This is a genomic window from Massilia luteola (assembly GCF_034420155.1).
GTDB classification, from domain to species: domain Bacteria; phylum Pseudomonadota; class Gammaproteobacteria; order Burkholderiales; family Burkholderiaceae_D; genus Telluria; species Telluria luteola.
Genome location: NZ_JAXOFN010000027.1, coordinates 38,562 through 60,269, shown reverse-complemented (window position 1 = coordinate 60,269; position 21,708 = coordinate 38,562). Strand labels below are relative to the sequence as shown.

Annotated in this window: 21 protein-coding genes; 15 read left to right on the top strand and 6 right to left on the bottom strand. The window is 65.7% G+C overall.

Annotated elements, in window-relative coordinates:
• Positions 1-90: 90 nt before the first annotated feature.
• Positions 91-1,563 (top strand): DUF4214 domain-containing protein, encoded by a 1,473-nt coding sequence (locus tag U9J41_RS22970; RefSeq protein ID WP_322404471.1) that lies wholly within the window; start codon positions 91-93, stop codon positions 1,561-1,563.
• Between the two features lie 2 nt (positions 1,564-1,565).
• Complete coding sequence (locus U9J41_RS22965) at positions 1,566-1,955, top strand: VOC family protein (RefSeq protein ID WP_322404470.1); 390 nt, start codon at positions 1,566-1,568, stop codon at positions 1,953-1,955.
• Positions 1,956-1,964: 9 nt separating this feature from the next.
• On the opposite strand, the gene moaC is transcribed toward U9J41_RS22965, so the two are convergent.
• A complete protein-coding gene (gene moaC / locus U9J41_RS22960) occupies positions 1,965-2,471 on the bottom strand; it encodes a cyclic pyranopterin monophosphate synthase MoaC (RefSeq protein WP_322404469.1) in 507 nt (168 codons plus the stop codon).
• Between the two features lie 96 nt (positions 2,472-2,567).
• Here moaC and U9J41_RS22955 point away from each other — a divergent pair, with 96 nt between their 5' ends.
• Positions 2,568-4,163 carry a M48 family metalloprotease gene (locus U9J41_RS22955; RefSeq protein ID WP_322404468.1) on the top strand — a complete coding sequence of 532 codons (1,596 nt, stop codon included), beginning with the start codon at positions 2,568-2,570 and terminating at the stop codon, positions 4,161-4,163.
• 321 nt (positions 4,164-4,484) lie between these two features.
• Here U9J41_RS22955 and U9J41_RS22950 read toward each other — a convergent pair whose 3' ends face one another.
• Genes U9J41_RS22950 through U9J41_RS22940 form a run of 3 tightly spaced genes read right to left on the bottom strand, consistent with a single transcriptional unit; the run spans position 4,485 to position 6,355 of the window.
• Positions 4,485-5,090, bottom strand: coding sequence for a DUF2946 family protein (locus U9J41_RS22950; RefSeq protein WP_322404467.1), 606 nt, complete (start codon positions 5,088-5,090; stop codon positions 4,485-4,487).
• Between the two features lie 4 nt (positions 5,091-5,094).
• Positions 5,095-6,135 carry a YheT family hydrolase gene (locus tag U9J41_RS22945; RefSeq protein WP_322404466.1) on the bottom strand — a complete coding sequence of 347 codons (1,041 nt, stop codon included), beginning with the start codon at positions 6,133-6,135 and terminating at the stop codon, positions 5,095-5,097.
• Between the two features lie 25 nt (positions 6,136-6,160).
• Positions 6,161-6,355, bottom strand: coding sequence for a zinc-finger domain-containing protein (locus U9J41_RS22940; protein ID WP_036236204.1), 195 nt, complete (start codon positions 6,353-6,355; stop codon positions 6,161-6,163).
• 322 nt (positions 6,356-6,677) lie between these two features.
• Here U9J41_RS22940 and U9J41_RS22935 point away from each other — a divergent pair, with 322 nt between their 5' ends.
• From U9J41_RS22935 to U9J41_RS22880, 12 genes are all read left to right on the top strand, one after another.
• A complete protein-coding gene (locus U9J41_RS22935; RefSeq protein WP_322404465.1) occupies positions 6,678-7,445 on the top strand; it encodes an AzlC family ABC transporter permease in 768 nt (255 codons plus the stop codon).
• Entirely contained in the window at positions 7,438-7,782 is a 345-nt protein-coding gene (locus U9J41_RS22930) for an AzlD domain-containing protein (protein ID WP_322404464.1), read from the top strand. The genes U9J41_RS22935 and U9J41_RS22930 overlap by 8 nt, the downstream gene beginning before the upstream one ends.
• A 40-nt stretch (positions 7,783-7,822) precedes the next feature.
• Positions 7,823-9,028, top strand: a complete 1,206-nt coding sequence (locus tag U9J41_RS22925; protein ID WP_322404463.1) for a phosphoglycerate kinase — start codon at positions 7,823-7,825, stop codon at positions 9,026-9,028.
• A gap of 57 nt (positions 9,029-9,085) precedes the next feature.
• Positions 9,086-10,534 (top strand): pyruvate kinase, encoded by a 1,449-nt coding sequence (gene pyk, locus U9J41_RS22920; RefSeq protein WP_056447095.1) that lies wholly within the window; start codon positions 9,086-9,088, stop codon positions 10,532-10,534.
• Positions 10,535-10,701: 167 nt separating this feature from the next.
• Entirely contained in the window at positions 10,702-11,766 is a 1,065-nt protein-coding gene (gene fba, locus U9J41_RS22915; RefSeq protein WP_322404462.1) for a class II fructose-bisphosphate aldolase, read from the top strand.
• A 285-nt stretch (positions 11,767-12,051) separates the two neighbouring features.
• Positions 12,052-12,948, top strand: coding sequence for a phosphoribosylaminoimidazolesuccinocarboxamide synthase (locus U9J41_RS22910; protein ID WP_322404461.1), 897 nt, complete (start codon positions 12,052-12,054; stop codon positions 12,946-12,948).
• Between the two features lie 2 nt (positions 12,949-12,950).
• Positions 12,951-13,454 carry a 5-(carboxyamino)imidazole ribonucleotide mutase gene (gene purE, locus U9J41_RS22905; RefSeq protein WP_056447085.1) on the top strand — a complete coding sequence of 168 codons (504 nt, stop codon included), beginning with the start codon at positions 12,951-12,953 and terminating at the stop codon, positions 13,452-13,454.
• Complete coding sequence (locus U9J41_RS22900; protein ID WP_322404460.1) at positions 13,454-14,650, top strand: 5-(carboxyamino)imidazole ribonucleotide synthase; 1,197 nt, start codon at positions 13,454-13,456, stop codon at positions 14,648-14,650. Before purE ends, U9J41_RS22900 begins: the two co-directional genes overlap by 1 nt.
• 8 nt (positions 14,651-14,658) lie before the next feature.
• Positions 14,659-15,684 (top strand): L-threonylcarbamoyladenylate synthase, encoded by a 1,026-nt coding sequence (locus U9J41_RS22895; protein WP_322404459.1) that lies wholly within the window; start codon positions 14,659-14,661, stop codon positions 15,682-15,684.
• Positions 15,685-15,855: 171 nt separating this feature from the next.
• Complete coding sequence (locus U9J41_RS22890; protein ID WP_322404458.1) at positions 15,856-17,367, top strand: alpha/beta hydrolase family protein; 1,512 nt, start codon at positions 15,856-15,858, stop codon at positions 17,365-17,367.
• Between the two features lie 192 nt (positions 17,368-17,559).
• Positions 17,560-18,930, top strand: coding sequence for an SGNH/GDSL hydrolase family protein (locus tag U9J41_RS22885; RefSeq protein WP_322404457.1), 1,371 nt, complete (start codon positions 17,560-17,562; stop codon positions 18,928-18,930).
• A 56-nt stretch (positions 18,931-18,986) separates the two neighbouring features.
• On the top strand, positions 18,987-19,664 hold the full coding sequence (locus U9J41_RS22880) for an OmpW/AlkL family protein (RefSeq protein WP_322404456.1): 678 nt from the start codon (positions 18,987-18,989) through the stop codon (positions 19,662-19,664).
• An 83-nt stretch (positions 19,665-19,747) separates the two neighbouring features.
• On the opposite strand, the gene U9J41_RS22875 is transcribed toward U9J41_RS22880, so the two are convergent.
• Together U9J41_RS22875 and U9J41_RS22870 are read right to left on the bottom strand one after the other, a co-directional pair.
• Positions 19,748-20,941, bottom strand: a complete 1,194-nt coding sequence (locus U9J41_RS22875; protein ID WP_322404455.1) for an acyl-CoA dehydrogenase — start codon at positions 20,939-20,941, stop codon at positions 19,748-19,750.
• A gap of 170 nt (positions 20,942-21,111) precedes the next feature.
• Positions 21,112-21,612 carry a flavin reductase family protein gene (locus tag U9J41_RS22870; protein ID WP_056447065.1) on the bottom strand — a complete coding sequence of 167 codons (501 nt, stop codon included), beginning with the start codon at positions 21,610-21,612 and terminating at the stop codon, positions 21,112-21,114.
• Positions 21,613-21,708 lie beyond the last annotated feature (96 nt).

Sequence of the window (21,708 nt, the reverse complement as noted above, 5' to 3'; positions counted from 1 at the left end):
GGTGTTTTGCAGAAAGATATTTTTAGTGAAAATTCAGTCCATTAATTTCACTACAATGTCTTGATCATCGTTCCATGAAGGATAGGCAACATGGCAACCATCACCATGACGTTGTCGCAAGCAGTCGTCGACCAGCAGCACGCGCTCGCCCTGCAGAACGGTGCGCTTGCCAGTTCGCTCGACGGCATGTTCCAGGCGATCGATTCATACAAGGGGACCATCAATCCGGGGGAGGCCACCGGGTCGGTCCTCGACGGCGCCACGCTGGTCGTCCATTACACGAGCGGCGCAACGGAAACGTACAGGAACGTCGTACTCGACAATCCGGGCGCGGCGACCGGCCATGGCAGCGCCGGCGGTTACGAATATGCGCAGCCTGGCGTCGCCGGCGTGTTCGGCGCGGGCAAAATCAATTTCGATTACACGGTCGACGGCGGCAATGTGTGGTTGACCCCGTCGACGACGGGGGATACGTACAGCGCGCTGGGCTTCGCCAGCGACCTCTCGGCCGCCAGTCCCACCTACGATCCGGTGTACGGCAACACGGGGTTGACGCTGACGGGCAACCTGGCACTCACGCCTCACGGGGATACCATCGGCTCGTTCAGTAATATCACGCTCTACGCCGAGAAATTCCTGGCATCGACCAGCATCGACGGCAGCTTCTACATCGACAGCACGCGAACAGACGGCCTCGGCGGTGTGCTGACGGGCTACCACGAACTGTATCAGGACGGGAGCCAGCTTCAGCTCGGCGGCATCTCGACCAGCGTGAGCGCAAGCCAGAGCCTGGGCGGCACGGTCGGGACGGATACGCCTGCCTTCGACGGCGACGACGTCATGACCGTCGACCTGCCGGCCCATCTGTACGCACCCGTCATGCTGCAAGCCGGCGCCGGCAACGACCGTATCAGCCTCAAGGGCGGCGGCGGACAACTGGGCGTCATGGCCGGCGCCGGCAACGACCAGATCACGCTGCTCGGCGATGCGCATGCCGTCGACGGCGGCGCGGGCATCGACACGGTCCGCCTGTCCATGACGCATGCCGACGCAACCGTCCAGCGGATCGGCACGACCGGCGGCACGTACACGGTCACGGACAAGGCGGGCACGATCGAGCAATTGACCGGCGTCGAACGCGTGGACTTCAGCGACGCCTCCGTCGCGCTGGACATCGACGGCAACGGCGGCCAGGTCTACCGCATCTACCAGGCCGCGTTCAACCGGGCGCCGGACGCGGGTGGACTGGGCTACTGGATCAATGCGATGGACCACGGCCAGAGCTTCGCGACCGTGGCCAGCGGCTTCGTCGATTCGGACGAATACCATGACGCCTATGACGGGGTGGCGTCGAACCGCGACCTGGTGAACCGCTTCTACGAAAACATCCTGCACCGGGCGCCGGATGCGGGCGGCCTCGACTTCTGGACCGGTGTGCTCGACAGCAAAGCGGCCGGCACCGCCGACGTGCTGGCCGCCATCAGCGACAGTGCCGAGAACAAGGCCGGCCTGATCGGCGTGATCGGCAACGGGTTCGAGTACACGCCTTACGGACAGGGGTGACGATGAGGGGTGATCGCTACAAACCCGATGGCTATAACGCCGTGTCGCCTTATTTGCTGGTCAAGGACGTGCGCGCCGTCCTCGATTTCCTGGCGCACGCGTTCGGCGCGACCGAGTTGCGGCGCGAGGTCGACGCCGAGGGCGCGATCCGGCACGCGGAGGTCCGGATCGGCGATTCGGTGCTGATGGTGGGATTCAGGCCGTGGACCGAGTTGCCGGTCTCATCGGTGCATGTGTACGTCGAGGATGTCGACAATGTGTATGCACGGGCGCTGGACCGGGGCGCGGTCAGTCTCGCCGAGCCGCGCGACCTGCCGTATGGGGACCGGTCGGCGGGTGTGCGGGATGAACAGGGGAATTATTGGTGGATCGGGACGCGGCTGAACGGGTGACGTGCCGCGTCAGGCTTCCGGCTGCGCCGTCCAGTCGCCCGACTTGCCGCCATGCTTTTCCAGCACGCGCACATTGGTCATGACCATGCCGCGGTCCGCCGCCTTGCACATGTCGTAAATGGTCAGCAAGCCCACCTGCACTGACGTGAGCGCCTCCATCTCGACCCCGGTCTTGCCGTAGGTCTCCACCTGCGCCCGGCAATGCACACTGTGATTCGCGGCATCGATCTCGAAATCGACCGCGACCCGGGTAATCGCCAGCGGATGGCACAAGGGAATGAGGTCGCTCGTGCGCTTGGCCGCCATGATGGCCGCGATGCGCGCCACGCCCAGCACGTCGCCCTTCTTGGCCGAGCCCGACGTCACCAGTGCCAGCGTGGCCGGCTGCATGCGGATGGTGCCGGCGGCGACGGCGATGCGGTGGGTGGCGTCCTTGGCGCCGACGTCGACCATGTGGGCCTGGCCGGTGGCGTCGAAGTGGGTCAGGGGGCTGGCGGCGTCGGTGGATGTTGTCATATTGTTCAGGCAGCAAAGTAACAAAATATGGCCCGGCGGTAGCAATGGCCGGGAAGCGGTTATCATAGCATCGTGAAACCTAACCCGATTTCAGCGATGTTGCAGCTTTCACCAAGATGGCCGTGGCGCCGTCTCGCCGCGGCCGTCAGCCTGGCCGTGGCGACCGCCGGCGCGCTCGCCGCCCCCACTGTTCCGGTCCTGCACGGCAGCGCCGATTCCACCGGCTTGCCGACGCTCGGCGACAGCGCGCGTGCCGACTTGTCGCCCGTGATGGAGCGCAAGCTGGGCGAAGAGATCATGAACGATATCCGGCGCGATCCCGATTACCTGGACGACGACGCGATCATCGAGTTCTTGAACAACTTCGGCGAAAATCTCGTGTCGTTCGCACCCGGCGCGCGCGGCGAGACAAATGCCGATTTCTTCTTTTTCGCCGTGCGCGATCCGATGATCAACGCGTTCGCGCTGCCCGGCGGGTTCATCGGCGTGCACTCGCAGCTGCTGCTCTCGGCGCAGAGCGAGTCGGAGCTGGCGTCCGTGCTGTCGCACGAGATCGGCCACGTGCAGCAGCGTCACATCGCCCGCATGATCGGCCAGCAGAAGCAGGACGCGCTGTTGCCGCTGGCCGCGCTGCTGCTGGCGGCGCTGGTCGGCAAGGCCGGCGGCGGGGCCGATGCGGCGATGGGCGTCATGATGGGTGGGCAGGGCCTGGCCATCCAGCGCCAGCTGAACTTCAGCCGCGATGCCGAACGGGAGGCGGACCGCGTCGGCTTCCAGACGATGCGCGCGGCCGGTTACGATACATCGGGCATGGTCAATTTCTTCAAGCGCTTGCAGAGCACGACGCGCGTGTACGGCGAGGCGCCGGCCTGGCTCAGCAGCCACCCGTTGACGGGCGAGCGCATTGCCGACATCCAGGCGCGCATCCGCGAACATCCCAAGCCGATCCACATCCGGCCGGACAGCATCGAATTCCACCTCGTGCGCGCCCGCGTGCGCGTGCTGCAGGACGAAAGCCAGAAAGGCCGCGACGAAGCGAAATCCACGTTCGACAGCCAGTTGGCCCAGCCGAACATGCAGCAGCAGACGGCCGCGATGTATGGTCTCTCGTACCTCGCGCTGAAGCAGGGCGATCTCAAGACGGCGCAGAGCTGGCTCGACAAGGCGAAGGCGTCGATGAAGCCGCGTCCCGGCGTGTTTTCGAGCGAGCGCAGCGGTACGGACGGCAGCGCCATGTTTGCCGGCCTCGGCATCGAGATCAAGCTGGCGCCCGGACAGCCGCCGCAAGTGGTCCACCAGGCCGTCCAGGAAGCGGAAGCCGCGTACCAGAAATTCCCGCTGTCGCGCATGCTGACGCGCCAGTACGCCGACGCGCTGATCGCGGACGGCCAGCTGGACAAGGCCGGCCAGTTCCTGCGCGACCAGGTGCAGCAATACCGCGAGGAGCCCAAGCTCTACGATCAATTGGCCAAGACATATGCGGCCCAGGGCAAGATCGCCCTGCAGCATATGGCGCTGGCCGAATCGTATGTGCTGACGGGAGCGGTGCCGGCGGCTGTCGACCAGCTCAATCTCGCGCGCAAGGCGAAGGATGTGTCGTTCTACGACCAGGCCGTGATCGATGCGCGCGAGCGGGAGCTGAACGAGCGCCAGAAGGACGAGAAAAAAGAGAAGAAGGACCAGGATCGGTAGGCTGAACGACATTGATGTTGCTGTTGCTGTCGTTGCTGTTGCTGTTGCTGTAGTCGCGGTTGCCGCTGCCGCTGCCGCCGTCATCGTTACCTGCGCCGTTGCCGTTGCCGTCAACGTCATCGTCGCCGCCACTGCCACACCGTCGCCCCCGCGGAGGCGGGGGCCTAATTTTGCGTGCGTAACGGCACAGTACTTGGGTCCCCGCCTTCGCGGGGACGACGATTTCCTGGCTCGTCGCCTTCGCGGGGACGACGGTTAATTGGCTCGTCGCCTTCGCGGGGACGACGATTACCTGGCTCCCCGCCGCTGCGACGACAACAATTACTGGTCCTGCGGCTGCAGCAAATCCGGCCGGCGCACGAATCCGAAGCGCTCCGGCATCTCGTCCGCCAGCAACCGCCCGACGGCGATGCGCCGGTCCTGCCAGCGCAGGGCCAGGTCGCCCGCGCCGCCTTCGAGCCACGCCATCACGTCCTCATCCGCCGCGGGGCGGCCGTCCAGTTCGAAGGCCTGCAGCAATTGCGCCGCGTCGCGGTCGTCCACCTGGGCCACTGTCTGTCCGGCGCGCAGCACGATGCCGCCGGCGTCCGTCAGCCAGGCTTCGGCCGGGGCAGCCAGCGGCTGGCCCGTGTGCAGCACAAGGCCTTGCGCCGGGTCGGTGCGGGCGATGAATGGCGTCGTCTCGAGGTTGATGTAGACGCGCTGCGGACCGTTCTGGAAATACCAGCAGCCGCGCTCATCCGACAAATAATTGCGGGCGATGAAGCCGACCAGCGCGGCGTTCGTGAGCTTGTCGCCCGGCGTGCCGGCGCGCTGGGACGCCTCGTCGCGCATGCGCCAGGCGCCGCGCGCGTCCAGTGCCAGCCAGCCGTAGCAGTAGGGCACGTTCGGCCATTTGGCCATTGCCTGTTTTACGATGTCGTCCATGGGTTCAAGCTTGGCACAGCCGCGGGGGCGCCGGCGCGCGCGTGGCGTGCGGATCGGGGCGGCCGGCCGCGTCGTCGAAAAAGGCCACGATGCGTTGCGGCAGCCAGTCCAGGCGTCCCGGAAAGGGGCCCGTGGAAAAGCCGACATGGCCGCCCGTTGCGGGAAAGTCCAGCGTCACCGCGCGCGCGGCCGTCTGCGGCAGGTGGCGGCCCGGCAGGAACGGATCGTTGCGCGCGTTCAGCACGAGGGTCGGGACGACGATGTCGTGCAGGACGTGGCGGGCGCTGGCGCGGTGCCAGTAATCGTCGGTGTCGCGGTAGCCGTGCAGCGGGGCGGTGACGACGTTGTCGAAACTGTATAAATCGTTTGCGGCGAGCAGGCGGTCGCGGTCGAACAGGCCGGGAAAGCGTTCCAGCTTGGCCAGCGCCTTCGGCTTCAGGGTCTGCAGGAACATGCGCGTGTACAGGCGGTTGAAGCCGGACGACAGCGCGGCGCCGCCGGCCGCCAGGTCGAGCGGGGCGGAGATGGACACGGCGGCGTCGACGATGCCCGCGCCGTGGCGCTGTTCACCCAGCCAGCGCAGCAGGGCATTGCCGCCGAGCGACACGCCGGCCACGTAGAACGGACCGGCATGGCGGGGCCGCAGCCGGCGGATGATCCAGTCGAGTTCTTCGGCGTCGCCGGAGTGGTAGAAGCGCGGGGCCAGGTTCGCCTCGCCCGAGCAGCCGCGGAAATGCGGGACCGCGCCATGCCAGCCGCGCGCCGCGACGAGCGCCATCAGGGAGCGCGCGTAATGGCTGTCCGACGACCCTTCCAGGCCGTGGAACAGCAGGACGAACGGGGCGCCGGCCGTGGCACCGTCGACGAGGTCGACGTCGATGAAATCCTGGCCGCATGGCGTGTTCCAGCGCTCGCGCCGGTAGGCGACGGCCGGCTTGCGGATGCAAAGGGCGGGATAAATCGTCTGCAGGTCGCCGCCCGGCAGCCACCAGGGGGCCTGGTAGCCTGGGGCAGCGTGGGAGGCCGCGGCGCTCGCTGGGTTCACGGCAAGCCCCCGGGCATGACAAGAATCAGTGGTGAGCCAGCACCGTGCCCGGCTTCAGGCGGTACTGGGTGCCGCAGTATGGGCACTTGGCGTTGCCGTCGTGATCGAAATCCAGGAAGACGCGCGGGTGGGACGACCACAGCGGCATGGCCGGGTTAGGGCAATATGCCGGCAGGTCCTTGGCTTCCAGTTCCACGACCGGGATGGTCTTGTCGTTCATCGATTTCTCCGTCAACTAGTTTGGCAAGGGGAATGCCAAGAACCGGCCTGTGCAGGCTTGCCATGCGCACCGTATTTACTTACCTTGGCTATCCATGGCGCGAGCGGCTCGTCGTCGCGCGTCCGGTATCTCGGCATTCCCAAAACCACGATTCTAACGGATTCAACCAGATTGCCGGAATGGTCCGGTAGAATAGCGGCCTTAATACTGTCGAGTAGAATTTCCAGTCGGGAAATCTACACGCATTCTCACCACACCGTTTCATGTCCGAACGCCGCCCGTCCGCCATGCCTGTTTGCCGCTTTTGTTGCAGGAACGCGACATGAACGGCCCACACCTGGATTCAGGCACCCAACGCAGCGACGGCGGCGCCAGCGATGTCGACGGGCACGATGCAACCGCCTGGCGTGAAGGCTTCCAGGTCGGCCTGCCGACGCTGTTCGGCCTCGTCGCGTGGGGCATGGTGGTCGGCGTCGCGATGGTCAAGAGTGGCCTCACGGTGATGCAGGCCAGCGCCATGACCCTCCTCGTGTATTCCGGCTCGGCCCAGCTCGCATCACTGCCGCTGATCGCCGCGGGCGCGCCCGTCGGGGTCATCTTTGCCACCGCATTCGTCGTCAACCTGCGCTTCGTCATCTTTTCCGCATTGCTCGCCCCCCATTTTTCGCGACTGCCGCTGTTCCAGCGTTTTTATCTCGGCTATATTTCCGGCGACCTGACGACGGCACTTTTCCTGCAACGCTACCCCCATGCGGCGCCCGAGCGGGGCAAGCTGTCGTTCCTCAAGGGCCTGCTGTATCCGACCTGGGCCGCCTGGCAGGCGGGCACGTTCGCCGGCATCTTCCTGGGCAGCGCGGTCCCGACCGAATGGCAGCTGGGGTTTGCCGGCACGCTCGCCATCCTGTGCATCCTCGTTCCCCTGATCATCAACAGCGCGGCCCTGTGCGGCGTGCTGGTGGCGGGTGTCGTGTCCGTGCTGGCGCATGGCCTGCCGTACAAGCTGGGACTGCTGCTCGCGGTCGTCGTCGGCATGGCCACCGCCATCGCCGTCGAGGAAACGCGCGGACGCCGCAAGGTGCGCCATGGCTGACTGGGACATCTGGGCCGTCATCGCCGTGCTGGCCGTGGCCACCGCCTGCACCCGCAGCGCCTTGTGGATGGTGGGCCACCGCGTGACGATTCCCCGGCGCGTGCAGGAACTGCTGCGCTATGCGCCGGCCTGCGCGCTGGCGGCGATCGTCGCGCCGGATTTCATGCTGGGGCCGCAGGGCGACATCCAGCTGGCCGTCACGAATCCGAAACTGCTGGCGGGTATAGTCGCGCTTGCCTACTACCTGTGGCGGCGGAACATGTTGCAGACCATCGTTATCGGCATGTTGGTATTCACTGTCCTGCGCGTTTCTCATGTTTTCCAAGGACTGGCCTAAGGTAAAATAGCGTTTTTTAAACATTCCTCGACTGTTGACAATGGCCGTTCTCAATTTCACCCGCTTGCAAGACCTGATCGACCAAGACGCGCTGAAGGGCAAGCGCGTCTTCATCCGCGCCGACCTGAACGTTCCCCAGGACGACGCCGGCAACATTACGGAAGACACGCGCGTGCGTGCTTCGGTTCCCGCGATCCGTGCTGCGCTTGATGCGGGTGCTGGCGTGATGGTCACGTCGCACCTGGGCCGTCCGACCGAAGGCGAGTTCAAGCCGGCAGACAGCCTGGCGCCAGTCGCCAAGCGCCTGTCCGAGCTGCTGGGCCAGCCCGTCGAGCTGAAACAGAACTGGGTCGACGGCGTCGACGTCGCGCCGGGCCAGGTCGTGCTGCTGGAAAACTGCCGCGTCAACAAGGGCGAAAAGAAGAACTCGGACGAGCTGGCGCAGAAGATGGCCAAGCTGTGCGACATCTATGTCAACGACGCCTTCGGCACCGCGCACCGCGCCGAGGCGACCACGCACGGCATCGCGAAGTTCGCGCCCGTGGTCGCCGCCGGCCCGCTGCTGGCGGCCGAGCTGGACGCGCTGGGCAAGGCCCTGGGCGCGCCGCAGCGTCCGCTGCTGGCCATCGTCGCCGGCTCCAAGGTGTCGAGCAAGCTGTCGATCCTGCAGAGCCTGGCCGACAAGGTCGACAACCTGATCGTCGGCGGCGGCATCGCCAACACGTTCATGAAGGCCGTGGGCCTGAACATCGGCAAGTCTCTCGCGGAAATGGATCTCGTCGGCGAAGCGAAGACGATCATCGAGAAGATGGCCGCCCGCGGCGCGCAGGTGCCGATTCCCGTCGACGTCGTGTGCGCCAAGGAATTTTCCCCGACGGCCGCCGCGACCATCAAGGACGTCAAGGACGTGGCGGATGACGACATGATCCTGGACATCGGCCCGAAGACCGCGGCCCAGCTCGCCGAACAGATCGGCAAGGCCGGCACCATCGTGTGGAACGGCCCGGTTGGCGTGTTCGAGTTCGACCAGTTCGCGGAAGGCACGAAGACCCTGGCTGCGGCCATCGCGTCCTCGAAAGGCTTCTCGATCGCCGGCGGCGGCGACACCCTGGCCGCAATCGCAAAATATAATATTGCCGACCAAATCGGCTATATCTCGACCGGCGGCGGCGCCTTCCTCGAATTCCTCGAAGGTAAGACGCTCCCGGCCGTGGAGATCCTGCTCCAGCGCAGCGCAGCAAAATAAACCTACCGGTCACCGGCGCAGCTCACAGGCTGCGCTTTTCACTTCAAGGATAGTTCAATGTCTCGTGGCACCAAGATCGTCGCAACCATCGGCCCCGCTTCTTCCGACTTCGATACGCTCGTCCGCATGATTCGTGCGGGCGTGGATATCGTGCGCCTGAACTTTTCGCACGGCCGTGCCCAGGACCACATCGACCGCGCCAACCTGGTGCGTCGCGCCGCCGCCGAGTGCGGCCGCGAAGTGGCGATCATGGCCGATATGCAGGGGCCGAAGATCCGCGTCGGCAAGTTCGAGGAGGGCAAGATCCTGCTGAACAATGGTGACCGCTTCATCCTCGACTCCCGCTGGGGCGAGAACGGCGAACTGGGCAACCAGGAGCGTGTCGGCCTCGACTACAAGGCGCTGCCGAACGACGTGCGTCCGGGCGACACGTTGCTGCTGAACGACGGCCTGATCGTGCTGATCGTCGAGCGCGTGGCCGGCAGCGAGATCCACACCATCGTCAAGGTCGGTGGCGAACTGTCCAACAACAAGGGCATCAACCGCCTGGGCGGCGGCCTGACGGCGCCGGCGCTGACCGCGAAGGACATGGAAGACATCAAGACCGCGATGACCTTCCAGGCCGACTATCTGGCCATCTCGTTCCCGAAAACGGCGACCGACATGGAAATGGCGCGCCAGCTGGCCAACATCGCCGGCGAGCCGTCGGGTCACAAGCCGATGATGATCGCGAAGATCGAGCGCGCGGAAGCGATTCCCGTGCTGCAGGAAATCCTGGACGCCTCCGACGGCATCATGGTCGCCCGCGGCGACCTCGCCGTCGAAGTGGGCAATGCGGCCGTACCGGCGCTGCAGAAGCGTATGATCCGCATGGCGCGCGATTCCAACAAGCTGGCGATCACCGCCACGCAGATGATGGAATCGATGATCGTCAACGCCGTGCCGACCCGCGCCGAAGTGTCGGACGTGGCGAACGCCGTGCTGGACGGCACCGACGCCGTGATGACGTCGGCCGAGACCGCCGCCGGCAAGTGGCCGGTCGAGACGGTCGAGATGATGTCCGCCATCTGCGTCGAAGCGGAACGTTCCGAATACAACAAACTCGAAGCCGACTTCCTGAACGTGCAGTTCACCCGCATCGACCAGTCGATCGCGTACGGCGCCCTGTTCACCGCGCACCACCTGCGCGTGAAGGCGATCGTGGCGCTGACCGAATCCGGTTCGACCGCGCTGTGGATGAGCCGTCACCACGTCGACACCCCGATCTACGCCCTGACGCCAAGCGTCACCACCCAGCGCAAGGTATCGCTGTATCGTAACGTGCATGCGTACCACCTGACGCAGCGCGGCGACAGCGCCGCCGTCCTGCGCCAGGCCGAAGACCTGATGGTGGCCAACGGGATCGTCAAGAAGGGCGACATGATCGTCGTCACGTGGGGTGAGCCGATGGGCCAGGTCGGCGGTACGAACGCACTGAAAATCGTTCGTGTCGGGGAATTCGATTAAGAGGGAGCTCAATACCTGAGCGCGCGGCCGCAACCCGCGGCCGCGCCGGACTGTCGAACGAAAGTGATGTGCATGGCTGACGCGCCTGTCGCGCGAGGCCAGGCGCATGCACGCGCGCAGCAGGTGTGAGACCCGGAAAGGTTTCTTTATTCCTATGGAGCTAAACCATGGCACTCGTATCAATGCGTCAACTGCTGGACCATGCCGCCGAACACGGCTACGGCCTGCCGGCTTTTAACGTCAACAACCTGGAGCAGGTCCAGGCCATCATGGCCGCGGCCGACCAGACCGGCAGCCCGGTGATCATGCAGGCCTCGGCCGGCGCCCGCAAGTACGCCGGCGAAGCCTTCCTGCGCCACCTGATCGACGCCGCCGTCGAGGCCTACCCGCACATCCCGGTCGTCATGCACCAGGACCATGGACAGTCGCCGGCTGTCTGCATGGGCGCGATCCGTTCGGGCTTCACCTCCGTCATGATGGACGGCTCGCTGGAAGCGGACGGCAAGTCGGTCGCCTCGTACGACTACAACGTCGAGGTGTCGAAGGAAGTCGTCAAGTTCGCGCACTCGATCGGCGTCACCGTCGAAGCGGAACTGGGCGTGCTCGGTTCGCTGGAAACGATGAAGGGCGACAAGGAAGACGGCCACGGCGCCGACCGCACCATGACCCGCGAAGAACTGCTGACCGACGTCGCGCAGGCCGCCGACTTCGTCGCGCGCACCCAGTGCGACGCGCTGGCCATCGCCATCGGCACGTCGCACGGCGCCTATAAATTCACGCGCAAGCCGACCGGCGACATCCTCGCCATCGACCGCATCAAGGAAATCCACGCACGCATCCCGAACACGCACCTCGTGATGCACGGTTCGTCGTCGGTGCCGCAGGAGCTGCTGGCCATCATCCGCGAATTCGGCGGCGACATGAAGGAAACCTATGGCGTGCCGGTCGAGGAAATCCAGGAAGGCATCAAGCACGGCGTCCGCAAGATCAATATCGACACGGATATCCGCCTGGCGATGACGGCCGCGATCCGCAAATACCTGTTCGAGAACCCGTCCAAGTTCGACCCGCGCGATTACCTGAAGCCGGCCCGCGAAGCGGCCACGCAGATCTGCAAGGCACGCTATATCTCCTTCGGTTGCGAGGGCATGGCCGCCAAGATCAAGCCGATGCCGCTGGAGAAAATGGCGGAGCGCTATAAAGCTGGCGAACTGGCGCAGATCGTTCAGTAATCGCGACCACGTACTCACGACGAGGACAAATACGCTAACAATCGTCGTCCCCGCGCAGGCGGGGACCCAATTTCCTCGGCTGAGCCACGAAATTGTGCCCCTGCCTTCGCAGGGGCGACGGTCGTTTTGCGGTCGCTTCTACGGTTGCTCCCATCTGCCCATCGTTTGCTTTTGACGACGATGACGTGAGAATCACGTAAAATATCGCTTTGGCACCGGTTCTCCCAACCGCCGCCCACCCGACCGGCACCTTTGCCGGTTTCGCTTTATCAAGATATCCCCTCTATGAAAAGCCTCTACCAATCCACTATTTCCTCCCTGCCACTGCTGGGCCATGGCAAGGTCCGTGACAACTACGCGGTCGGCGACGACAAGATCCTGATCGTCACGACCGACCGCCTGTCGGCCTTCGACGTCGTCATGAACGAACCGATTCCCGGCAAGGGCATGGTGCTGAACCAGATGAGCGATTTCTGGTTCGAGAAACTCGGCCACATCGTGCCGAACCACCTGACCGGCATGGCGCCGGAATCCGTGGTCGCACCCGAGGAAGTGGAGCAAGTGAAAGGCCGCGCCGTCGTCGCCAAGCGCCTGAAGCCGATCCTCGTCGAAGCCGTCGTGCGCGGCTACATCATCGGTTCGGGCTGGAAGGATTACCAGGCCACCGGCGCCGTCTGCGGCATCCAGTTGCCGGCCGGCCTGCGCCAGGCGGACAAACTGCCCGAGCCGCTGTTCACCCCGGCCGCCAAGGCCGACCTGGGCGAGCACGACGAGAACATCAGCTTCGCCGACATGGAGCAGCGCATCGGCTCGGAACTGGCCAACCAGATCCGTGCCATCAGCATCCAGCTGTACAAGACCGCGGCCGATTACGCGGCCACGCGCGGCATCATCATCGCCGACACCAAGTTCGAATTCGGCCTGGACGAGAACGGCGTGCTGCACCTGATGGACGAAGTGCTGACCGCGGATTCGTCGCGCTTCTGGCCGGCGGATTCGTACGCGCCGGACATGTCGCCGCCGTCGTACGACAAGCAGTTCGTGCGCGACTACCTGGAAACCCTGACCGACTGGCACAAGACCCCGCCGGCACCGGCGCTGCCGCAGGACGTCATCGACAAGACCCAGGCCAAGTACTTCGAAGCCATCGAACGCCTGACGGGCGAGAAGCTGAAGGTTTGACGATGGCGGAACAGAACAAGCCTCTCGTCGGTGTCATCATGGGTTCCAGTTCCGACTGGGACGTGATGCAGCACGCCTGCGCCATGCTGAAGCAGTTCGGCGTGCCGTTCGAAGCGCAGGTGATCTCGGCGCACCGCATGCCGGACGAGATGTTCGCGTATGCGGAAAGCGCCCGCTCGCGCGGCCTGCGCGCCATCATCGCCGGTGCCGGCGGCGCCGCGCACCTGCCGGGCATGGTGGCCGCGAAGACCGTCGTGCCGGTGCTGGGCGTGCCCGTGCCGTCGAAATACCTGCGCGGCGAAGATTCGCTGCTGTCGATCGTGCAGATGCCGAAAGGTGTTCCCGTGTCGACGTTCGCGATCGGCGAGGCCGGCGCCGCGAATGCCGCGCTGACGGCGATCGCGATCATCGCCACCACCGACGACGCCCTGGCTGGCCAGCTGGAACAATTCCGCTTGCAACAGACCGCCGCCGCCAAGGCCATGACCCTGCCCGTGAACGACTGATGAGTAATACGACGTCCCCAGTTTTTCTCCCCGCCGCGTCCGAGCCGGCCTGGCTCGGCGTGATGGGCGGCGGCCAGCTGGGCCGCATGTTCGCCCACGCCGCGCAGGCGATGGGCTACCGCGTGGCCGTGCTGGAGCCGTCGAACGATTGCCCGGCCGGCCAGGTGGCCGAGCGCCTCGTCGAGGCCGGCTACGAAGATGCCGCCGGCCTGGATGCGCTGGCCGCGCAATGCGTGGCCGTCACGACGGAATTCGAAAACGTGCCGGCCGCCAGCCTGTCTCGCCTCGCGCAGCAGGTGTTCGTGGCGCCCGACGCGCACGGCGTCTCCGTCGCCCAGGACCGCATCGCGGAAAAATCCTTCTTCGTCGCCTGCGCGGGCAAGTCCGGCGTGATGCCGGCGCCGCACAAGGTGATCGCGAGCGACGAAGACGTCGACGCCATCGCCGATGAGCTCCTGCCCGGTATCCTGAAGACGGTGCGCATGGGTTACGACGGCAAGGGCCAGGTGCGCGTGCGCACGCGCGAGGACGTGCGCGCCGCGTTCGAAGCGATGGGCCGCGTGACCTGCCTGCTCGAAAAGATGCTGCCGCTTGCCTATGAGGTGTCGGTGCTGACGGCGCGCGGGGCGGACGGCCAGTCGGTCGTCTACCCGATCGCGGAGAACGTGCACCGCGACGGCATCCTGTTCACGACGACGGTGCCTGGCCCGAACGTGTCCGCCGACTGCGCGCGCAAGGCGCAGGATGCCGCGCGCGCCATCGTGGCCGAGCTCGGTTATGTCGGTGTGCTGTGCATCGAATTCTTCGTGTTGACGGATAGCTCGCTCGTCGTCAACGAGATGGCGCCGCGGCCGCACAACAGCGGCCATTACACGATGGATGCCTGCATCACGAGCCAGTTCGCCCAGCAGGTCAGGGCGATGGCGAAATTGCCGCTGGGCGAAGTGCGCCAGCACTCGCCGGCCGTCATGCTGAATATCCTCGGCGACGTGTGGTTCGAGGGCGATGGCGACGTCGTGCGCGAACCGGCGTGGGACCGGGTGCTGGCGCTGCCCGGCGCCAACCTGCACCTGTACGGCAAGACCGACCCGCGCCGCGGCCGCAAGATGGGGCACGTGACGTTCGTCGCGCCGACCTTGCGGGAAGCGCAGGCGAGTTTCGAGCAAGCCTGCGCCATCCTGGGCATCGCGCCGTGAATCGCGCGGTGACGGATGTGATCGACGCCGCCGCGCGCGCGCTGGAGGCCGGCCGGCTCGTCGCGTTGCCGACCGAGACCGTGTACGGCCTCGGCGCCGACGCGGAGAATCCGGCCGCCGTCGCCGCGATCTACGCGGCCAAGGGCCGGCCGCAGGATCATCCCGTGATCGTGCACGTGGCGCCCGGTGCGGATCTCGACTACTGGGCCACCGGCATTCCGTCGGAAGCGCGCCAGCTGGCCGACGCCTTCTGGCCCGGTCCGCTGACGATGATCCTGAAACGCGCGCCGCACATCCCCGACGCCGTCTCGGGCGGCCAGGACACGGTCGGCATCCGCTGCCCGTCGCATCCCGTCGCGATCCAGTTGCTGCAGGCATTCAAGGGCGGGAAGGGCGGCATCGCCGCGCCGTCCGCGAATAAATTCGGCGCCGTCAGCCCGACCACGGCCCAGCACGTGCGCGACGAGTTCGCCGACGACATCGGAGAGCACGGCCGCATCGCCTTCGTGCTGGATGGCGGCCAGAGCGAGGTCGGCATCGAATCGACGATCGTCGATTTATCCCGGCTGGCCACGCACGGCCCCGTGCTGCTGCGTCCGGGCCATATCTCGGCGGATGCCATCGCGGCCGTGATCGACCAGGTGCCGGCGCGGCCCGATGCCGCCGCGCCCCGCGCTTCCGGCACGCTGGAATCGCATTACGCGCCGCACACGCCCGTCGCGATGCAGGACACGGCGACGCTCGTCGATACCTTGTCCAGGTTGCAGGCGGCGCGCCGCAAGGTCGCCCTGATCCATTATTCCGACCTGCCGGCCACGCACGCGGCCGTGCGGCTGCCCGCGTCGCCGGAAGGTTTCGCGCATGCCCTGTACGCGGCGCTGCGGGCGATGGACGGTACGTCCGCCGACGTCATCCTCGTCGAGGCGCCGCCGCAGGACGGCCCCTGGCTGGGCGTCAACGACCGCCTGCGCCGCGCCGCGCATGGTTCGACGGGCATCGTGCACGGGTTGATAAACAACACTCCCGCGCTGTAATCCGTTCGAATTCTTCCCAAAAAAGGCCGCCCGGTGCATCCTAGGCGGCAATGCCCGGTGTCGGGCGTTGCGCGCCTGCGCCGCCACCGCGTGGACCTGTCCCGCCATCCGTCATCGACCGATGCGCGCCGGCGCTTGCCGTTTTAGTCATCCGTCAGTCGAAGGACATCCATGCGTTCCCTATTCACCCTGGCCTGCAGCCTCGGGCTGGGCTATCTGCTTGCCGCTTGCAGCGGCGGCACCACCGCCGGCGGCACGCCGACCGGCGTCGTCAATCCCGACCCGCTGCCCGCCCCGACCCGCGGCAGCCTCGTGGGCCAGGCGGCCTCGGTTGCCGTCAACGTCGGCGGCGCCAGCCTGCCCATCTTGACCCCGACCGTGCTGGCCGGCTTCCTCGAAGCGGCACAGCAGGGCACCCTCGCCGTCGCGGGCCAGCCGCAGTGTTCGGTGTCCGTGTACCGCGTGCACTACAACACCGTCGGCGGCGCCGGCGAAGCGACGGACGGCAGCGCCGCCGTCTTCGTGCCCACGGGCGGCGGCAACTCGTGCAGCAACTCGCGTCCCGTCGTGCTGTATGCGCACGGCACCTCGTTGCAGAAATCCTACGACATGGCCGACATCGCCAACAACACCGAAGCCCGCCTGGCGGCGGCCGTGTTCGCGGCGCAGGGCTTCATCGTCGTCGCGCCGAACTACACGGGCTACAGCGGTTCCTCGCTGGGCTATCACCCGTATCTCGACCGTGTCGCGCAGGCCGCCGACATGATCGACGCCCTGCGCGCCGCGCGCACCTCGTTCACGGCGATCGGCGCGAAGGATTCAGGCAAGCTGATGGTCACCGGTTATTCGCAGGGCGGCTATGTGGCGCTGGCCACGCAGCGCGCCATGCAGGATCTGGGCACGAACGAGTTCAACCTGACGGCGGCGTCCGGCATGTCGGGGCCGTATGCGCTCGCCCGCTTCGGCGACGACCTGTTCGGCGGCGCGCCGCGCAACGGCGCCACCGTGATCGTGCCGATGATCGTCAACGCCGGCCAGCACGCCAGCGCGGCGCTGTACACGACGCCATCCGACATCTACGAGGCGCCGTATGCCGCCACGATCGTCGACCTGGTGCCGGGCAGCCTCGGCAGCAGCGATCTCGTCGACCAGGGCAAGCTGCCGGCCACGGCGCTGTTCGCCGCGAATTCGCAGCCGCAGGCGGCCGGCTATACGCAATATTTCGGCGCCAACAACCTGGTCCGCACGGATTACCGCAACGGCTACCTGGCCGACCTGGCATCGCACCCGTGCGACCAGAGCGCGACCGCGCCGCTCGCCTGTTCTCCGGCCCACAACCTGCGCAAGTGGCTCGTGCGCAACGACCTGCGCAGCTATATGCCGAGCGCGCCGACGATGCTGTGCGGCGGCCATGCCGATCCCGTCGTGCCGTTCTTTAACGCGACGTCGGCCGCCAGCTATTTCAGCGCGCGCGGCAGCAACATCACCCTGCTGGACATCGACGACGCGCCCGGCCTGGACGATCCGTACCGCTCGGCCAAGGCGGGCTTCGTGGCCGCCAAGGCGCTCCTGCGCGCGGCCTCGGGCGACGATGCCGTGTCGTCTACTTACCACGCCGGTCTCGTGGCCCCATTCTGCATGGCGGCGACGCGAGATTATTTTCAGTCAACATTGTCACATTGAGGTAAAAACAGGCTTGCAGCGTTGCTATAATCGGCCGCTGCCGGCCTCGTCTCTGCCGCAAAAATACAAGCTGTTGCTGCCGGCGTACGACAAAGGTTTTCTCTATACAACGATGCCGAACACTGGCATATTAGTTAATACACGAATAGCACGGCCGTTCGTTGCAGAAGAAAAATTTTTTTAGGAGACACAATGCGTAAGACCTCATTCGCGCTCGCACTGGTGACCGCCGCTGTCCTGTCGGCCTGCGGCGGCAGCAGCACCAGCCCCCGTGCAGGCGACCAGACCCCGGTCACCAAGTTCAGCGCCCAGGTATCGTTCGGTGACAGCCTGTCGGACGTCGGCACCTATGCCGTCGGCGGCGTGAAGGCACTGGGCGGTGGCAAGTTCACGATCAACGGCGACAACACCGCGATCAGCCCTGAGCTGACGGGCAAGAACTGGACCGAAGTCGTCGCAGCCCAGCTGAGTCTGCCGGTGCCGTGCCCGGCCATGACCGGACTGCAGGGCGACGCAACCAAGGGTTTTGCCGTGCCCGTTACCATGAACGTCAACTGCCTGAACTATGCGCAGGGCGGTTCGCGTGTCACCAATCCGATCGGCCCGAACAACAAGCTCGTGAACCCGACGCTGGGCCTCCTGACGATACCCGTCGTGACCCAGATCGCCAACCACCTGGCCAAGACCGGCGGCAAATTCAGCGGCACCGAACTGGTGACCGTGATGGCTGGCGGTAACGACATCCTGTTCCTGCTGGGTCAGCTGTCGACGAGCGCCACCGCCGCAGGCGCCGCGGCCGGGGCGCAGGTCTTTGCCGTGTCGCTGACGACGCAGCTGGCCGCCGGCGCACCGAACCCGGCCACGGCCGCGCAGGCAATCGGCCTGGCGATCCAGACCGAAGCGGCGCGCCCCGGTCACACCGATACCACCGTCGTGCAGGCTGCCGTCACTGCGGCGGTCATGGCCGGCAACACCGCGGCCGCGCAGGCCACCGTGTATGGTCCGATGGTGGCCAAGGCCCAGGTCGATGCGACGGCCGCCGGCCAGAAGGCGGGTGCCGACTACGTGACCGCGAACGCCGCCGGCGTCGTCACCGCGATGGCGACCGCAGGCGGCGAGCTGGCGGCCCTCGTCAAGACGCAGATCGTCGCCAAGGGCGCGAACTACGTCGTCGTGAACAACCTGCCGGACGTGGCATCGACGCCGTCCGGCAAGGCGCAATCGGCACCTGTCCAGACCCTGATCCAGACGGCCGTCGACGCGTTCAACGCCCAGCTGAAGGCCGGCATCGCGAACGAACCGAAGGTCCTGTACGTCGACCTGTGGACCGTCAGCCACGACGAAGTCATCAACCCGGCGCCGTATGGCCTGACAAACACGTCGACCCCGGCCTGCGGTCCGAACGCGCTGGGCACGACGTCGCTCGTCTGCAATGCGAAGAACGTGATCGCCGGCGACGTCAGCCACTACATGTTCGCCGACGAAGTGCACCCGACCCCGTTCGAGAACTGGCTGGTCGCACGCTACGTCCTCGAGCAGATGACCACCAAGGGCTGGCTGTAATCCTCACGACAGGCCTGTCCGCGCGGACAGGCCAACCATAAGAATCAGGAGATAACATGAAAGTAAGTTCCAACGTCGTGAAACTGCTGGTTGCCGCGGGCGCGCTGGCCGCGGCGGGCAGCGCCGCGGCACAGGCCAAGGGGCAGTGGGCCGTGTCGCTCGGCGCCACCCAGATCACCCCGCACGTCGAAAGCGGCGCGATTACCGCCCCGGCCCTGCCGAACTCGCTGGGCGACGTCGGCAAGGACACGGAACCGGTGATCGTGGTCAACTACGGCATCACCGACAACATCACCGGCGAATTCACCTTTGCCACGCCCTACAAGCACAGCCTGTACGGCGCGGGCGCCATCGCCGGCACGGGCCAGCTGGGCACCGTGCAAGCCTTGCCGCCGACCGCGTTCGTGCAATACCGCTTCTTCCAGCCGACCGCGGCCTTCCGTCCTTACGTCGGCCTGGGCGTGACCTATGCCTACTTCTACAAGGAAACCGGCTCGTTCCGCATGACCGCGCTGACGAACCCGGGCGGCCCGCCGACGACGTTCAGCATCGACAACAAGTGGACCGTGTCGGGCCAGATCGGCGCCGTCTGGAACTTCAACCAGAAATGGTTCCTCAACGCCGCGCTCGTGAAGACCCGTCTGCGTACCGACGTGCACTTCTCGACGCATCAGGGCCAGCACATGAAGCTGGACCCGAACTCGACCGTGCTGACGCTGGGCTACAAGTTCTGATCGCGTTTCGCGCATAAAAAAACCGCCTTCGTGGCGGTTTTTTTTCGGTTGTGCAGGGTGGGCTCCCCGAGCCCGCCCAACATTCAAAACGCCGCGATCCCCGTCTGCGCGCGTCCCAGGATCAGCGCATGGATGTCATGCGTACCTTCATACGTGTTGACGACTTCCAGGTTGACGAGGTGACGCGCGACGCCGAACTCGTCGCTGATACCATTCCCACCCATCATGTCGCGGGCCATGCGCGCGATGTCCAGCGACTTGCCGCAGGAATTGCGCTTCATGATCGACGTGATCTCGACCGCGGCCGTGCCTTCGTCCTTCATGCGGCCCAGGCGCAGGACGCCCTGCAGGCCCAGCGTGATTTCCGTCTGCATGTCGGCCAGCTTCTTTTGGATCAGCTGGTTGGCGGCCAGCGGCTTGCCGAACTGCTTGCGGTCCAGCACGTACTGGCGGGCACGGTGCCAGCAGTCTTCGGCCGCGCCGAGCGCGCCCCAGGCGATGCCGTAGCGGGCCGAGTTCAGGCAGGTGAACGGACCCTTCAGGCCGCGCACTTCCGGGAACGCGTTTTCTTCGGGGCAGAACACCTCGTCCATCACGATCTCGCCCGTGATCGAGGCGCGCAGGCCGACCTTGCCGTGGATGGCCGGCGCCGACAGGCCCTTCCAGCCCTTTTCGAGCACGAAGCCGCGGATCTTGCCCTCGTCATCCTTGGCCCAGACGACGAACACGTCGGCGATCGGCGAGTTCGTGATCCACATCTTCGAGCCGGAGAGCGAATAGCCGCCGTCGACCTTGCGCGCGCGCGTGATCATCGAGCCCGGGTCGGAGCCGTGGTTCGGCTCGGTGAGGCCGAAGCAGCCGATCCATTCGCCGGTGGCCAGTTTCGGCAGGTATTTCTGTTTCGTCTCTTCGTTGCCGAATTCGTAGATCGGCACCATCACGAGCGACGACTGCACGCTCATCATCGAGCGGTAGCCGGAATCGACGCGCTCGACTTCGCGCGCGATCAGGCCGTAGCTGACGTAGTTCAGGCCGGGGCCGCCGTATTGCTCGGGGATGGTCGGGCCCAGCAGGCCGAGTTCGCCCATCTCGCGGAACACGGCGGCGTCGGTGGTTTCATGGCGGAAGGCTTCCAGGACGCGCGGCAGCAGCTTGTCCTGGCAATAGGCCGCGGCGGCGTCGCGCACCATGCGCTCCTCGTCGAGCAGCTGCTCGTTCAGCAGCAGCGGATCATCCCAATGGAACTGGGCTTTGCGGGGCGTGTCGGAACGGCTCATGGGACTCCTGTCTCAGAATATTCTTGTCGAATGGTCGAATGGTCGAATGGCGGACGCCGGGCGAGCGGATAGGCCGCCCGGATCGAGCCATTATAGGAAGGCCGCCTTGCCGCATCTTTTCAAACTGCGACAGCCATTTTCATTTTTAAACGAGCAAGAGCGCGAGCAAGTCAGGTCGTGCCGAAGCGCCCGCCATGGAACAGCAGGGCGGATTGCGGATGCACGGCGCAGTCTTCCACTTCGCCCACGAAGATCACGTGGTCGCCTTCCGGATAGCGGCTGCGGTTGTGGCATTCGAACCAGGCCGAGACGCCTTTCAGGATCGGCTGGCCGGTGCGCGACAATTCGTACTCGACGCTCTCGAACGGGTCCTGGCCGCGCCGCGAGAAGCGCCGTGCCAGCTCTTCCTGCCCGGCGGACAGGACGTTGATCACGTAGTGCGAGTTGCCGGTGAAGATGGGGAGGCTGTTGGCGACGTTCGACAGGCTCCACAGCACGAGCGGCGGCTCCAGCGACACGGAATTGAAGGACGATGCGGTCAGGCCGCGGAAATGGCCGTCGCCGAGGCGCGTCGTGATGACGGTAACGCCGGTCGCGAATTGGGACAGGGCCTGACGAAAATGGGCGGAATCGAAACCGCGCGTGGTAGCGCGAGGTGAGCTGGTGTTCATCCGCGCATTATGCCACCAATGGCCTATCTCCCTCTGGCCGGCTGCTCGTTGATCCTGCACAACAGTGCACTTTCGGTTACAGTTAAGCCATGGAAA

Bases quoted from the DNA above. Each gene is read 5' to 3' on its own strand.
- U9J41_RS22965 (WP_322404470.1), top strand. From the start codon at position 1,566: ATGAGGGGTGATCGCTACAAACCCGATGGCTATAACGCCGTGTCGCCT.
- U9J41_RS22875 (WP_322404455.1), bottom strand. From the start codon at position 20,941: ATGAGCCGTTCCGACACGCCCCGCAAAGCCCAGTTCCATTGGGATGAT.
- U9J41_RS22925 (WP_322404463.1), top strand. From the start codon at position 7,823: ATGGCCGTTCTCAATTTCACCCGCTTGCAAGACCTGATCGACCAAGAC.
- moaC (WP_322404469.1), bottom strand. From the start codon at position 2,471: ATGACAACATCCACCGACGCCGCCAGCCCCCTGACCCACTTCGACGCC.
- U9J41_RS22890 (WP_322404458.1), top strand. From the start codon at position 15,856: ATGCGTTCCCTATTCACCCTGGCCTGCAGCCTCGGGCTGGGCTATCTG.
- U9J41_RS22870 (WP_056447065.1), bottom strand. From the start codon at position 21,612: ATGAACACCAGCTCACCTCGCGCTACCACGCGCGGTTTCGATTCCGCC.
- U9J41_RS22940 (WP_036236204.1), bottom strand. From the start codon at position 6,355: ATGAACGACAAGACCATCCCGGTCGTGGAACTGGAAGCCAAGGACCTG.
- U9J41_RS22950 (WP_322404467.1), bottom strand. From the start codon at position 5,090: ATGGACGACATCGTAAAACAGGCAATGGCCAAATGGCCGAACGTGCCC.
- U9J41_RS22930 (WP_322404464.1), top strand. From the start codon at position 7,438: ATGGCTGACTGGGACATCTGGGCCGTCATCGCCGTGCTGGCCGTGGCC.
- purE (WP_056447085.1), top strand. From the start codon at position 12,951: ATGGCGGAACAGAACAAGCCTCTCGTCGGTGTCATCATGGGTTCCAGT.
- fba (WP_322404462.1), top strand. From the start codon at position 10,702: ATGGCACTCGTATCAATGCGTCAACTGCTGGACCATGCCGCCGAACAC.
- U9J41_RS22955 (WP_322404468.1), top strand. From the start codon at position 2,568: ATGTTGCAGCTTTCACCAAGATGGCCGTGGCGCCGTCTCGCCGCGGCC.
- U9J41_RS22970 (WP_322404471.1), top strand. From the start codon at position 91: ATGGCAACCATCACCATGACGTTGTCGCAAGCAGTCGTCGACCAGCAG.
- U9J41_RS22900 (WP_322404460.1), top strand. From the start codon at position 13,454: ATGAGTAATACGACGTCCCCAGTTTTTCTCCCCGCCGCGTCCGAGCCG.
- U9J41_RS22885 (WP_322404457.1), top strand. From the start codon at position 17,560: ATGCGTAAGACCTCATTCGCGCTCGCACTGGTGACCGCCGCTGTCCTG.
- U9J41_RS22935 (WP_322404465.1), top strand. From the start codon at position 6,678: ATGAACGGCCCACACCTGGATTCAGGCACCCAACGCAGCGACGGCGGC.
- U9J41_RS22910 (WP_322404461.1), top strand. From the start codon at position 12,052: ATGAAAAGCCTCTACCAATCCACTATTTCCTCCCTGCCACTGCTGGGC.
- U9J41_RS22880 (WP_322404456.1), top strand. From the start codon at position 18,987: ATGAAAGTAAGTTCCAACGTCGTGAAACTGCTGGTTGCCGCGGGCGCG.
- pyk (WP_056447095.1), top strand. From the start codon at position 9,086: ATGTCTCGTGGCACCAAGATCGTCGCAACCATCGGCCCCGCTTCTTCC.